Annotated in this window: 13 protein-coding genes and 1 pseudogene; 4 read left to right on the top strand and 10 right to left on the bottom strand. The window is 70.2% G+C overall.

All coding sequences use genetic code 11. The features are described from left to right. Nucleotides 1–23: 23 nt before the first annotated feature. Both AAW14_RS25455 and AAW14_RS25450 read left to right on the top strand, forming a co-directional pair. Nucleotides 24–1,046 (top strand): trypsin-like serine peptidase, encoded by a 1,023-nt coding sequence (locus tag AAW14_RS25455; protein ID WP_265566256.1) that lies wholly within the window; start codon nucleotides 24–26, stop codon nucleotides 1,044–1,046. Continuing rightward, the gene (locus AAW14_RS25450; RefSeq protein ID WP_265566255.1) at nucleotides 1,043–1,912 is read left to right on the top strand and encodes a polysaccharide deacetylase family protein; all 870 of its coding nucleotides are present in this window, start codon (nucleotides 1,043–1,045) and stop codon (nucleotides 1,910–1,912) included. Before AAW14_RS25455 ends, AAW14_RS25450 begins: the two co-directional genes overlap by 4 nt. A gap of 46 nt (nucleotides 1,913–1,958) precedes the next feature. On the opposite strand, the pseudogene AAW14_RS25445 reads toward AAW14_RS25450, so the two are convergent. Both AAW14_RS25445 and AAW14_RS25440 read right to left on the bottom strand, forming a co-directional pair. Next, nucleotides 1,959–2,952: pseudogene (locus AAW14_RS25445) on the bottom strand (cyclase family protein). A 90-nt stretch (nucleotides 2,953–3,042) separates the two neighbouring features. Then, nucleotides 3,043–3,471 (bottom strand): ATP-binding protein, encoded by a 429-nt coding sequence (locus AAW14_RS25440; protein ID WP_265566254.1) that lies wholly within the window; start codon nucleotides 3,469–3,471, stop codon nucleotides 3,043–3,045. A 382-nt stretch (nucleotides 3,472–3,853) separates the two neighbouring features. Between AAW14_RS25440 and AAW14_RS25435 the strand changes: the two genes are divergently transcribed. Further along, nucleotides 3,854–4,297, top strand: a complete 444-nt coding sequence (locus AAW14_RS25435; RefSeq protein ID WP_265566253.1) for a universal stress protein — start codon at nucleotides 3,854–3,856, stop codon at nucleotides 4,295–4,297. A gap of 175 nt (nucleotides 4,298–4,472) precedes the next feature. Beyond that, nucleotides 4,473–6,527, top strand: coding sequence for an ATP-dependent zinc metalloprotease FtsH (ftsH, locus tag AAW14_RS25430; protein ID WP_416223368.1), 2,055 nt, complete (start codon nucleotides 4,473–4,475; stop codon nucleotides 6,525–6,527). 30 nt (nucleotides 6,528–6,557) lie between these two features. On the opposite strand, the gene AAW14_RS25425 is transcribed toward ftsH, so the two are convergent. The 8 genes from AAW14_RS25425 to AAW14_RS25390 are packed head-to-tail and all read right to left on the bottom strand — an operon-like array spanning nucleotide 6,558 to nucleotide 12,596. After that, nucleotides 6,558–6,710, bottom strand: a complete 153-nt coding sequence (locus AAW14_RS25425) for a hypothetical protein (protein ID WP_265566251.1) — start codon at nucleotides 6,708–6,710, stop codon at nucleotides 6,558–6,560. 59 nt (nucleotides 6,711–6,769) lie between these two features. Further along, on the bottom strand, nucleotides 6,770–6,976 hold the full coding sequence (locus AAW14_RS25420) for a hypothetical protein (protein WP_265566250.1): 207 nt from the start codon (nucleotides 6,974–6,976) through the stop codon (nucleotides 6,770–6,772). A 21-nt stretch (nucleotides 6,977–6,997) separates the two neighbouring features. Beyond that, the gene (locus tag AAW14_RS25415; protein WP_265566249.1) at nucleotides 6,998–7,585 is read right to left on the bottom strand and encodes a DUF5947 family protein; all 588 of its coding nucleotides are present in this window, start codon (nucleotides 7,583–7,585) and stop codon (nucleotides 6,998–7,000) included. Then, complete coding sequence (locus AAW14_RS25410) at nucleotides 7,582–8,133, bottom strand: NifU family protein (protein ID WP_265566248.1); 552 nt, start codon at nucleotides 8,131–8,133, stop codon at nucleotides 7,582–7,584. The genes AAW14_RS25415 and AAW14_RS25410 overlap by 4 nt, the downstream gene beginning before the upstream one ends. Further along, nucleotides 8,126–9,919 carry a nickel-dependent hydrogenase large subunit gene (locus tag AAW14_RS25405; protein ID WP_265566247.1) on the bottom strand — a complete coding sequence of 598 codons (1,794 nt, stop codon included), beginning with the start codon at nucleotides 9,917–9,919 and terminating at the stop codon, nucleotides 8,126–8,128. The genes AAW14_RS25410 and AAW14_RS25405 overlap by 8 nt, the downstream gene beginning before the upstream one ends. A gap of 37 nt (nucleotides 9,920–9,956) precedes the next feature. Continuing rightward, nucleotides 9,957–11,042: a hydrogenase expression protein HypE gene (locus AAW14_RS25400; RefSeq protein ID WP_265566246.1), complete on the bottom strand. Its 1,086-nt coding sequence runs from the start codon at nucleotides 11,040–11,042 to the stop codon at nucleotides 9,957–9,959. Beyond that, nucleotides 11,039–11,365, bottom strand: coding sequence for a hypothetical protein (locus tag AAW14_RS25395; protein ID WP_265566245.1), 327 nt, complete (start codon nucleotides 11,363–11,365; stop codon nucleotides 11,039–11,041). The genes AAW14_RS25400 and AAW14_RS25395 overlap by 4 nt, the downstream gene beginning before the upstream one ends. Continuing rightward, nucleotides 11,337–12,596, bottom strand: a complete 1,260-nt coding sequence (locus AAW14_RS25390; protein ID WP_265566244.1) for a hypothetical protein — start codon at nucleotides 12,594–12,596, stop codon at nucleotides 11,337–11,339. The genes AAW14_RS25395 and AAW14_RS25390 overlap by 29 nt, the downstream gene beginning before the upstream one ends. Between the last annotated feature and the right edge of the window lie 166 nt (nucleotides 12,597–12,762).

Genomic DNA, 12,762 nt, shown 5'->3' with positions numbered 1-12,762 from the left:
CCAAGTACTGGACCGCCCGGCGCATGGCGAATGCCCGCCCGCTGGACACCCTCCGGTCAGCGCCGTCCGCCCCGAAGCAGCCGATGACGCGGGCGGCAGGCATCCCCAAGGGAACGATGTTCGGGGGGACCCGCCTCATAGGAACGTTCTTCGGCTCCAGCAGCCCGAACGGCACCGACTGGATGTGCACCGGCAGTGTGATCGACACCCCGGCCAGGAACGTGATCCTCACCGCGGGACACTGCGGACTGGGCATCAAGAGCAACTACATCTTCGTACCGAAGTTCATCAAGGGCGCGGCTCCCGGCCGGCAGCCGTACGGCATCTTCCACATCCAGCGCGTGTTCATCGACCCCCGTTACGTGCCGGACAAGGGCTCGTCGACCACCAGGAAGCCGTGGTCCGACCTGGACACCGCCTTCGCCCGCGTCTCGGTGAACCAGCGTGGCCGGCAACTCCAGGACGCCGTGGGAGGCGGACTGACCTTCACCCGCCCGTCCGGCTACAACAACAAAGTCACCGTCGTGGGCTATCCGGCTCACAAACACGGCAACGATGCCGGACGGGCCGTCAAGTGCACCGTACCGACCAGGCGACTACCGGGGTACCACCAGATGTCCATGACCTGCGGTGGCTACTACGGCGGGGTGTCCGGCAGCCCGTGGATCACCGACTACGAGGACGACGCACGCACCGGCCATGTCATCGGCAACCTCGGGGGGTACAACGGTGGCGGCAACGACGCGAACGTCGACTACATCAGCTACGCCCCGGCGTTCGGAGCCGACGCCGCACATCTCCTTGCCGACGCCGTCGCCAACCGGAATCCTGCGTCCAACCTGCCCCCGCACCAGGGCGTCCGGGCGATGTTCGGCTCACCCCACTGGCAGGGCGCGAAGAGGACAGGGCAAATGATCTCCAAAGGATTGTTGGCGAACCCTTGTCCGCCGCCTTCCCGGTCGCAGTACTTGCACCGCGTACGGTTGCGATGGCGGGTGGCGGCTGCCCCTCGGCAACATCGTTCGACCAGGTGGGAGAGTGCATGACACCCAGTCGCCGGGCTGTGCTGGCCGCACTGGCGGGAAGCGCGCTGGCAGGCTGCGCGGGCCCGAAGAGCGATACGAGCGGCGGGCACTCCGCCGCCCCTGCACCGTCCTCACCGGCAGCAAGCGCCACGGGTACCCCGTCCGGGGCCGCGGCGCCCGCATTCACCCGCGCCGAGATCGTGGCCCGCTACGGACGCGCCGTGCCGCACACCTGGGGCTTCGAGGCACCCGGAGTGGTGCACAAGCTGCCGACCACCAAACGCGTCATCGCGCTGACCTTCGACGCCTGCGGCGGCCCGGGAGGCAGCGGCTACGACCAAGCGCTGATCGACTTCCTCCGCAAACGGGAGGTACCGGCGACCCTCTTCATCAACTCCCGCTGGATCGACGCCAATCCGGCGGTCTTCCGCCGGCTTGCCGCCGAGCCGCTGTTCGAGATCGCCAACCACGGCACCCGGCACCGCCCGCTGTCGGTCAACGGACGCTCCGCCTACGGCATCCCCGGCACCCGCAGCGCTGCCGAGGTGTTCGACGAGATCGCCGGCAACCGGGCCAAGCTCACCCGCCTGCTGGGCGCCCCGCCGCGCTTCTTCCGGTCCGGTACGGCGTACTGCGACGACGTCGCGGCCCGGATCGTCACCGACCTGGGAGAGCGCTTCGCCAACTTCTCCGTCAACGGCGACGGTGGCGCCACCTTCACTCCCGAGCAGGTGCGTACCACGGTGGCGGCCGCGCAGGGCGGGTCCATCGTCATCTGCCATATGAACCACCCCAAGGGCGGCACCGCCCGGGGCATCGCCGCAGCCGTCCCCCACCTGCTGGCCACTGGCCACAGCTTCGTCCGCCTCTCGGACGCGGTGCACTGACGAGACGGCGGGGTGCCGGCTGCGGCGTCGCGACCGAGGTCCGGTGTCACGGCATCGCGACCGGATTGACGGGCGAGCCTGTGCCGCCGGGGATGTTCAGCGGTGCGACGACCAGCAGGAACTCATGGCGGCCCGCCTCGGCGCAGGCAGCGGAGAGCGCTTCGAGGTCGAGGTTGTCCAGCAGCGGGACGCCCATCGCGGTGATGGCCAGGGCGTGTACGGGGGAGTGCAGCCCTTCGACGGGCGAGGGCCGTACGTCGTTGTCGCCGTCGGCGCCGAGCAGAGCGACCCCCCGGGTCGGACAGCAGGGGCATCGCATCCACGTGGAAGCCGGCGCTGACGGCGTCGGGGTTCCAGGCCCCCAGCTCGGCGCGACGGCGGAATCGACCTGAGCGCAGCAGCACCGCGTCCCCGTCGCCGATGGCCACCCCGAGTGCCTTCTCGGCGGCGAGCACGTCCGCGGCGTGGACGGCCGTGCCGGGCTCCAGCCACTCGGTGTCGAGCACCGCGGGCATGTCCAGGAGGACGCCCCGGGTGGCCAGCGGCCCGAGAGCCGCGACCGACCCGAAGCGGGCGCCTGCGGCGTCGACGACCTCGCGGGCGGGACTGCCGTCGTAGAGCCGCCCCCGGTAGGCGATGTGGGAGAGCGCATCGAGGTGGCTGATGCCCTTGCCGTGGTAGTCGGCGGCAATGAAGTCCTTGTGGCAGGAGGGCTCGGGCGCCTCCACGTCCCCGAGGTCCGACATGTAGTGCAGGGCGGGCCTGCCGTTGTCGGGACCCGCCACCGTGTTCCAGGCCAGGGCCATCGCAACGGTGGTCCCGGTACGCACCAGTGCCGCGGCCCGCCGTGAGTGCTCGGGGGTGACCCCGTTCCAGGCACCGCGGCCGGCTGCTGCGGGGGACCAACGGCCCCAGGCCCGTACGGTGTCGAAGAGAGCGTCGAACTCCTCACGGGTGAGGGCGGGACCGTTGTCCGGGGCCGCCTCGGGCAGGGCGTCGGCGCCGGAGCGGGACCGGTGATCGTGCGGACTGCTGGTCATCTTCTGCTCAGTGCTCCAAGGCTCGCGGCGATCGGCCGGACGCGGCACCGTCGCCCCTCGCACCTGTGTTTCGCGACGCGCATCGGCCGGTCAGGAACGGACCGGCTTCGCGGTGGAGGCAGGTGGCCTGAAGCATGCGTGGACGATCTTGCCGTCGGGGCAGGCGCGGGCCTGCCACTCGTCGGCCAGTGCGTCCACGAGCAGCATGCCGCGCCCGCCCACGTGCTCGACGCTCGGTGGACGAGGCGTGGGCAGTTCGGTGGAGGCGTCGTGGACGGCGACGTGCAGACAGCGGGTGTCCCAGGTCAGCACCAGCTGCGCGGAACTGTGCGCATGCACATGGGCGTTGGTGACCAACTCCGATATGGTCAGCAGAACCGCGTCAGCGGTCTGCGGCGCGTCATCGGTCCAGCCCAGTGAGTCCAGATGGGCACGGGCCCAGTCACGGGCCGCCTTCACCCCGCTGTTCAGGGGCAGGGAGCGTGCCCAGCCCACCGCCTTTACCGATGATCCGCTCACCGTGTCCCTCCTTGCTCGAGACCTACTCGGAGCGGGTACCCGTAAGGCACCTGTTGACGCGGCACAGGCGCGGGACGGGGGTGACGGTCCGCTCGACGCCCCGGCTGCCACGGTCTCCGCGCCCAGAGTGCCGATCTCTTGACCGGCCGCTTCATCGAGCAGTTCGGCCCCACCGCCGCCCGGCCGGGCCGACGGGCGCCCGGTCGGCCCCTTGCCAGGGGCCCCGCGGTCGCCGTGCCGACCGCGAAGGGTGCGGGCGTCACCGGGTCGTACGCCACGCCCTCGGCGGCCCCCGCGTGGCGGGCTGCCCAGGAGTCGCGCAGCGTGGAGGCGGGGGCGTGGGCGCGGCCGTCGACGGGCCGCCGGAGAGGTGGGACGACGTATGAACACGGATGCCTCGAAGCCGCGTGTCGTGGTGGGCGTCGACGGGTCACCGTCCTCGCACGCGGCGCTGCGCTGGGCCGTCCGGCAGGCCTGTCTGGTCGGCGGCACCGTGGACGCTGTGGCCGCGTGGGAGCTGCCGGGAATGTTCGGCTGGTCGGGTCCGGCGGTGGACGCCGAATTCGACGAGGAGAACGCCCGGCAGGCGCTGGCCCAGGAGCTGAGGGAAGTGCTGGGGACCGAGGCCCCCGCCCCGGTCAGGGCCCTTGTGGTGCGCGGCAACCCGGTGGACGTGCTGCTGAGGGCGGCCGAGGGGGCCGAGGCCCTGGTCGTGGGCAGCCGGGGGAGGGGCGGTTTCGCCCGGGCCCTGCTGGGGTCCGTCAGCCATCACGTCGCCCTGCACGCGGACTGTCCGGTCGTGATCGTCCGCCCGCAGACGGGGTGAGGAGGACTCCGGCGAGGGGCAGCCGCGAACACCTGCGAACGGCCTCCGTGAACCGAAGCCGTCGGACGCCTGTACGAGGGACCATGAGATACGAGGGACCATGAGAGAGGAGGCCTTCGTCGCGCAGACATGAGGCTCATCGGAAGGGCGGTGCGTTGTGATCACGCGAGTGCGGATGCCGCGCCGGCATCTCACGCCACCGGCCAAGTCAGGACCGCCGCGGGATCTGCCCAGGCCACCCACGTCGCGGCAGCCGCGGTCGGGCTGGCCGTGGTGGATCATCCCCCTGGCCTGGGTGGCGTTCCTGACCGTCCTCATGCTCGTCCGCGCCCCGTCGGCGACCCCGCCGGCCCATCTGTCCTACAGCGACTTCGTCTCCAAGGTCGGAGTCGGCCAGGTGAAGACGGTCGACATCAATGACAAGGGCGGGGTCAGCGGGGCCCTGAAGAACGGCACGAAGTTCACCACCCAGCTCCCCACGGCCCTGGGGACGGGCTCGCTCCAGCAGCAGCTTCAGGCCAAGCACGTGCAGATCACCGCGTCCCGGAGCAAGAGCGGCGGCAACCCCTTCGCCTCGGTCGTGGTGGCCCTGCTGCCCCTGCTGCTCCTGTTCGGCTTCTTCTGGTGGATCGGACGCCGGGCCGCGCGTTCGGTCACCGGCGGTCTCAGCGCCATCGGCCGTTCCCGGGCGAAGATCATAGAGGCGGAGCGGCCCACCACCAGGTTCGACGACGTGGCCGGATACGACGGGGTCAAGCAGGAGATCAGCGAGGTCGTCGACTTCCTGCGCAACCCGGCGCGCTACGCCGCGGCGGGCGCCAAGGGGCCGCGCGGAGTGATCATGGTGGGGCCGCCCGGCACGGGCAAGACGCTGTTCGCCCGCGCCGTCGCCGGAGAGGCCGACGTGCCGTTCCTGTCGGTGACCGGGTCGGCGTTCGTCGAGATGTTCGTCGGAGTCGGCGCGTCCAGGGTGCGGGACCTGTTCGACGAGGCCCGCAAACGGGCGCCGTCCATCATCTTCATCGACGAGATCGACGCCGTCGGCGCCCGTCGCGCGGGCGGAGGCCGGATCGGCGGCAACGACGAGCGCGAACAGACCCTCAACCAGCTGCTGGCGGAGATGGACGGCTTCGACCAGTCCACCGGCATCGTCGTCGTCGCCGCGACCAACCGGCCCGAAGCCCTCGACCCCGCCCTGCTGCGCCCCGGACGCTTCGACCGCCAGGTCACCGTTCCGCTGCCGAACCAGGCCGAACGCGCCGCCATCCTCACCGTCCACGCGCGCGGGAAGACCCTCGCACCGGACGTCGATCTCGGCATCGTCGCCCGTGCCACACCGGGCTTCTCCGGCGCCGACCTCGCCAACCTGGTGAACGAGGCCGCCATCAACGCCGTCCGCGCCGACCGCGTCCTGATCGAGCCGAACGACCTCGACGCCGCCCGCGACCGTGTCCTGCTCGGCCGCCGTGAGGCCTCCAACGCCCTGCTGCCCGAAGAACGGCACGCGGTCGCCGTCCACGAATCGGGCCACGCCCTGGTCGCCGCGCTGTGCGAACACGCCGACCCCGTCGCCAAGGTCACCGTCCTGCCCTCGGGCATGACGCTCGGGGTGACCGAGCAGCTCCCCGAGGCCGAGCGCCACCTGTACAGCGAGGCCTACTTGACCGACCTGCTCGCGGTCCGGCTCGGGGGCAGGGCGGCCGAACTCGTCGTCTTCGGCGAGGGATCCAGCGGGGCCGCCAACGACCTGGCCGGAGCCACCCAGATCGCCACGCGGATGGTCCGTGACTTCGGACTCTCGCCGGCCCTCGGCCCCGTGGGCTACGCCGCCGCCGATCCGCGCTACCTGGGCGAGACCGCCGAGGAACCCCTGCGGCAGCCGTACTCGGAACAGACCCAGCGCATCATCGACCAGGAGGCCGCACGGCTGCTGCGCGAGGCGGAGGAGCGGGCGACGGGGCTGATACGTGACCATCGCCGCGCCCTGGACCGGCTCGCGGATCTGCTCGTCGTCCGAGAGACCATCGACGGCTCCGCCGTGCTGGACGTGCTCCGGCAGGAGCGGCAGGACGGCTCCGGAGAGGACGGAACCCGACCGCGGGCCACCGCCACGAGGAGCAAGGCACCGGTGGACGACGCCCCGGCGAAAGCCCCGGCGAAGGCCCGGGCCAGGGCCTGTACGGAGGGCCCTGAGCAGGGCGAGGCGCGTCAGGAGGCCGCACATTCCTGACGCGCCGTGATTGCCTGCCGTGCCAAGTGCTCAGCCGGCGTGCCTGGAGATGACGGGCCTGACGCCCACCATCCGCCAGATTCTGACTTCGCGTACCAGCCCGGGAAACTCCCTGGCGAGCACCGTCAGCGCCACGCCGCCCAAGAGCAGTGCCTCTGCGATCAGCACTCGTCTGGCCCTCATGTGTACTCCTCGGTCGTCTCCGATGCCGCGCCCCTTACGGCGCGGTCGTGGTTGCCGCGTCATCCCGGTGGCAGATTCGGCATGGTCTTCGAGATCGCGTTGTGTTTCTTCCAGTGGATCCCGGTCGAGCGGCGGGCGTCGGCGGTCCCGTCCTTGTGGTGTCCGGTCTGCCGCTTGTAGGGCCCCCGGTTGCCCTCGTGCAGCCCGTTGACGTGTCGGGGCGTATCGGGTTTCACGTCCGGTTTGCCCACTCGGATACTGCCCATCGTGTCCTCCTTGCCGGGTTCCTACGGTTGTTCGGTCAGCTCCGCGAAGAAAGCCTCGACGGCGGGCCACACCCGGCTGCCGCCGGACAGGCCCCGCCACTCCCGCCGTACGAGCGCGACCATCCGGAAGCAGTCGTCGATCGGGGTGATCCAGTGGTGCTGCGCGGAGAAGGCGGTGTTCACCAGCAGTGCCTCCACGTCCGGTTCGAGCGTGGCGAGCGTCGGGCAGTCGGCGACGACGCCATGCCAGGCCGTCGGCTCCGCCTCCCACCGGGTGGCACCGGCGGGGCTCGGATAGTGCGCGGTCACGGTGTCGTCCGTGTGCCGTACGAAGAAGGCCAGACCCACCGGAACGCCCAGCGCCCGGGTACTGACCGGGGGCAGGCGCACCCTCCGGCGCGGCACCAGCCGGTAGCGGCCCTCGCTCGCTCCGTCCCCCACGAAGAGCAGGGAGCAGGGCCGGCAGGCGCACAGCACCTGTTCCTGACCCGTGTCGAGCAGATGCCGGTGCTCGGCCGGCACGTCGACGCCGCAGAGGTCGCAGCGCTCCGCATCCGCCCGCCGGTCGGCGGCGGAGCGGATGACGCGCGCCAGCGCACCGGAGGTCACGTCCGCTCCCCGACCGACGCCGTACGCAGGGTGAGCGCCTCGACCGGTACGAAGGTGGTCCCTCGCCCGCCGCCCCCCGGCGCCTGCTCGACGCCGGAGAGCTCGGGAGCCAGGGTGAGCACGGCCTCGCGGACCGCTTCCTCCAGCGCCGCCGAGGAGGTTCCGCACCCCTTGGCGGCCAGCCGCACCCGGGCAACCCCCTCCTCGACGCCCTCCAGTTCGACGTCCCCGCCCCGCTCGCGCACCGCCGGACGCACAGCGTCGACGGCGCGGGCGGCCCGGCGCTCCGGCGGCTCCGGGTGGATGCCGTGGAGGACCAGGAGATGCCCGACGAGTTCATCGCCGGCCATATGGTCGGCCAGACCCGGGTCGGCGCCGTCCACCACCCGGGCCAGCGCCTCGCCGTAGACCTCGGTGAGCGCCTGCACCGCCTCGATCGCCGCACCGGTCATCGGGCCGGGAGCTCCCTCGATCTGCTCGAGCAACCGGTCGATGCGCGACAACCGCTCCGCGACGGCCGCCTCGTCGAGCCGTACGGACTCAGGCATGAGCCGCTCCGTAGGTGGGCGAGTGCAGCTTGGTCAGCGTGTTGCCCTTGCCGAGGTACATGTGCACACCGCAGGGCAGACAGGGATCGAAGCTGCGGACCGTGCGCATGATGTCGACGCCCTTGAAGTCGTCGGGGCCGTTCTCCTCGAAGATCGGCTGACCCTGGACGGCGTCCTCGTACGGTCCGGGGGTGCCGTAACTGTCCCGAGGACTGCCGTTCCACGGAGTGGGCGGGTACGGGTGGTAGTTCGCGATCTTCTTGTCCTTGATCACCAGGTGGTGGGAGAGGACACCGCGCACCGCTTCGTGGAACCCACAGCCGATCGCCTCGTCCGGCACCTCGTAGTTCTCGAAGACCTTGGTGTCGCCCGCACGGACGAACCCCATCGCCTTCTCCAGGAAGTAGAAGGCCATGGCGGCGGCGTAGGCGACGAAGTAGGGGCGGGCCCGGTCGCGTTCGATCGTGTTGCTCCACTGGGGGATCTTCCACTCCAGCGTCATCTCCGGCAGCTTCTCGCTCTTGGGCAGCGAGATCTGCACGCTGTGCCCCGTGGCCTTGACGTAGGGCGTGTCGACCAGACCGTTGAGCGCGGTCGACCACAGCCGGGCCAGCGGGCCGCCTCCGGTGTCGAGGGCGAGGTGGTCGTTGGTGTCCTTGTTGTACCAGCGCGGGCTCATCACCCAGCTGTAGTTGCCGGTGAAGTCCCGTTTCTGCGGCAGCGGGACCGTCGTCTGGTTCCACGGGTGGCGCATGTCGACGGGGTTGCCGAGCGGATCGTGGGTGACGAACGGATTCTCGTTCGCCCAGTCCTCGTAGTACGAGCTGCCCAGCAGGATCCGGATGCCGAGGTTGATGTCGACCAGGTCGTTGGTGACGAGTTTGCCGTCGACGACGACGCCCGGGGTGACGTACATCGCCTTGCCCCACTCGCTCATCGTCTCGTAGCGGTAGTCGCACACGTCCGGGTTCTGCCAGGCGCCCCAGCAGCCGAGCATGATCCGTCGACGGCCCACCTCCTCGTAGCCGGGCAGCGCCTCGTAGAAGAAGTCGAAGACGTCGTCGTTCATCGCCACGGCCTGCTTGACGAAGTCGATGACCCGGATCAGCCGGGAGAGGTAGTCCGTGAACGTGGTCGGCTCCGGCATGGTGCCGACGCCGCCCGGATACAGAGTGGAGGGGTGGACGTGGCGCCCCTCCATCAGACAGAACATTTCCCGGGTGATCCGGCTGACCTTGAGCGCCTCCTTGTAGACCTCCCCCTCGAAGGGGTTGAAGGCGCGCATGATGTCGGCGATGGTCCGGTAGCCATGGATGTGCCCGTTGCGTGCCTCGGTGCGCTCGGCCCGGGCCAGCACGCTGGGGTTGGTGGACTTGACCATGGCCTCGCAGAAGTCCACGAAGACCAGGTTGTCCTGGAAGATCGTGTGGTCGAAGATGTACTCGGCCGCCTCGCCCAGGTTGACGATGGTGTCGGCGAGCATCGGCGGTTTGACGCCGTAGGCCATCTGTTGGGCGTAGTTGGAACACGTGGTGTGGTTGTCGCCGCAGATACCGCAGATGCGTGACGTGATGAAGCCCGCGTCACGCGGGTCCTTGCCCCTCATGAAGACGGAGTAGCCCCGGAAGAGCGACGAAGTGCTGTGACACTCCACCACTTCCCGGTTCGCGAAGTCGATCTTCGTGTAGATGCCGAGATTGCCGACGATCCGCGTGATCGGGTCCCAGGACATGTCCACGATCTGCGCGGGTTTCCGCTGGGCGCCCCGCGCCTCGGTTGCCGTCATGTCCGTGTCTTCCTCGCTCTCTCTCGCTTGACCTGTCTCAGGGGCGCCAGTGCGGGTCGTAACCGCTGGTCAGCTCCGCCTTGTCGTGGCGCCACTTTGGTTCGCGGTTGACGGCCATGTTGGTGAGGCCGCGCAGCCGCCGGATCACCGCCCCGTAGGGCCTGATGAGGGCCGACGAGAAGGTGGCGCCCGTCGGTTCGTCCATGAACGGCATGAAGGCGTCCGGGAATCCGGGCATCGTGCAGCCGATGCAGATCCCCCCGACGTTCGGGCAGCCGCCCACGCCCCCCATCCAGCCGCGCTTGGGTACGTTGCAGTTGACGACCGGGCCCCAACAACCCACCTTGACCATGCACTTGGGGGAGTTGTAGTCCCTGCCGAAGTCGGCCTGCTCGTAGTACGCGGCGCGGTCGCACCCCTCGTGGACCGTCTTTCCGAACAGCCACTGCGGGCGCAGGTTCTCGTCCAACGGGGGCGGCGGAGCCGACCCGGCCGCGTGGTACAGCAGCCAGGTCAGCGTCTCCATGAAGTTCTCCGGCTGGATCGGGCAGCCCGGGACGTTGACGATCGGCAGCGCACCCTGCGACCTGAAGTCCCAGCCCAGGTAGTCGGCCAGACCCATGGAGCCCGTGGGGTTGCCCGCCATCGCGTGGATCCCGCCGTACGTGGCACACGTACCGGCCGCGACGACCGCCCAGGCCCGCGGGGCGAGGTGGTCGATCCACCAGTTGAGGGTGAGCGGTTCACCCGTGTCCGGGTCGTTGCCGAACGACGTCCAGTAGCCGTCGCCGTCGATGATGTTCTGGTTGGGGATCGAGCCCTCGATGACCAGGACGAACGGCTCCAGCTCGCCGCGTGCCGCCGCGCGGAAGGGCGCGAGGAAGTCCTCGCCGCCCATGGTGGGGGAGAGCACCTTGTTGTGCAGGTTCACCTTCGGCAGACCCGGTACGAGCCCGAGGACGATGTCCTCGATGCCCGGCTGGCCGGCCGCCGTCATCGCGACGGTGTCACCGTCACAGCTCATGCCCTCGGAGATCCACAGAATATGGACCTCGTCGAACCCGTGTTTCTTCTCGGCCCGGTCGGGCTTTTTGCCGGCCTTCTTGGTCCCGCCTCTGGTCATGTCGTCGGCCTCCCTTGCAGTGGGTCCCGGAGTCGGTCGTGGGCCGCGGCCACCGGTCCGGCGAGCGACAGGGCGGGAGGCTCGGCGGATGCGTGTGGGTGCGGTCGGGTCGGGGCGGTGTGCTCGCTCCGTGCCGGGAGCTGCCCCGGTCCGTCGAGGGCAGCGTGCCGGGACGGTTCCCGGAGCAGGGTCTCGACCACGGCCCGGCGCTGAGGCCCGGCGGCCACGACATGGTGGCCGCGGAACAGTTGCTTCACCTTCCGGTGGAGGAACAGTTGCTCCACCTTCCGGTGGTCATGCTTCAGCAACTCGATGGCGTCCATGAGACCCTTCCTGGTCCGGCACCGGGGCCGCCTGGGTGTCCGGGGCGGCGACCGGCGCACGTACGTCGCCGCCGGCCGACACCGGCACGGCGTCAAACCCAGGGGAACCCAGGAAGAGGCCGAGCGCATCCGCGGAGGGGCAAACGGGGGCGGCGGACGGAGCGAGGGAGCGGATGGCTCCGTGCAGCCGGGCGAACACCTCCGGCGGCATCGTGTCCACGCGGTCCAGGATCCGCGCGGCCCTGGGATCGGTGGCGCGGGCCTCGCGTTTCTCTTCGTCCGTGAGCAGCATCGTCCGCAGGGTCAGGATCTCGTCGATCTCCGCGGCGTCGTGCAGGTCGCCGGGACTCTCGGGCGCCACCTGCGGATGGTCCGGAAGGATGATCGGTGACGACAGCAGGAGGGTGTCCGCCCCCTCCTGGCCGGCGAGCACCGGGAAGGTGTGCAGATTGCGGCAGTCGCGGACGTGTGCCCCGACCTCGTCGGGCGGGTCGGCCGAGGAGAAGAAGCTCAGACCCTCACCGCCGATGAAGGTGTGCGCCGCGATGAGGGCGTGGCGCAGGGCCTCCGCACGCGGGGCCCCGGCCGGTGTCGACCGGCCGGTGTTCTCCGTGTGCACCCGCAGCCGGTGCAGTGAACCGGGTCCGGCGAGGCGCTCGGCGCGCAGTGTCGTCCTTGCCTCGACCGGGGAACGCCGGCGCACCAGGCGTCCCGCGCCGCCGGGGAGATCCTCGATGTCCTCGCCGCCCGGAGCTCCGAAGCCGAACTCCCTTGCCCCGGCGAGGAGATCGGCCAGCGGAACAACCAGATCGGTCTCGCGCGGCAGTGCCTCCTCGAAGGACAGATGATCGGTCCCGGCGGCCTGCAGGGAGTCCACCGGCGTGTAGTCGCCGTCCGCGTCCCGGCGCTCCACTCTCCGGTCCTGCATCTGCAAGTAGCGCACACGCACGTGCACGACGGCATCGGGCTCCGCGCGCAGCACGCACTCGGTCTGCTGCTCCCAGGACTCCACCGACCCCGAGATTCCCGGCGCCACCGGGCCGTTCGCCTCGGCCCAGGCACGCGGGGCGAGGATGCCGAACTGCCAGCGCACGCGGTTCTTGGGCGACGACTTCCGGTACGGGTACAGGAGGTAGCCCTCGTAGAGGACGGCGTCGGCCACTGCGCACGCCTCCTCGAACGCGGAACCCGCATTGCGCGCGCTCCCGGACTTCCGGTCGGGGTCGCTCACCGTCGCTCCTCACTCACAGACTGTCTGTATTGCAGTGGTTTACAACGATCACACCTTTTATTGCGGCAAGCGTGCATTGGTAGTGGATGGGCGTACGGCGAGTCCCTCGCCGCAAGGCGCACTCCCGGTACTCGGACGAGCTGCCGACGGGCCGCTGCCGTTCCTC

Origin of the sequence: Streptomyces hygroscopicus (assembly GCF_026168105.1) — a bacterium.
Taxonomy (GTDB): Bacteria; Actinomycetota; Actinomycetes; order Streptomycetales; family Streptomycetaceae; genus Streptomyces; species Streptomyces hygroscopicus_D.
The sequence above is the reverse complement of the archived record's forward strand: the minus strand, read 5'-3'. Positions and strand labels throughout refer to the sequence as shown.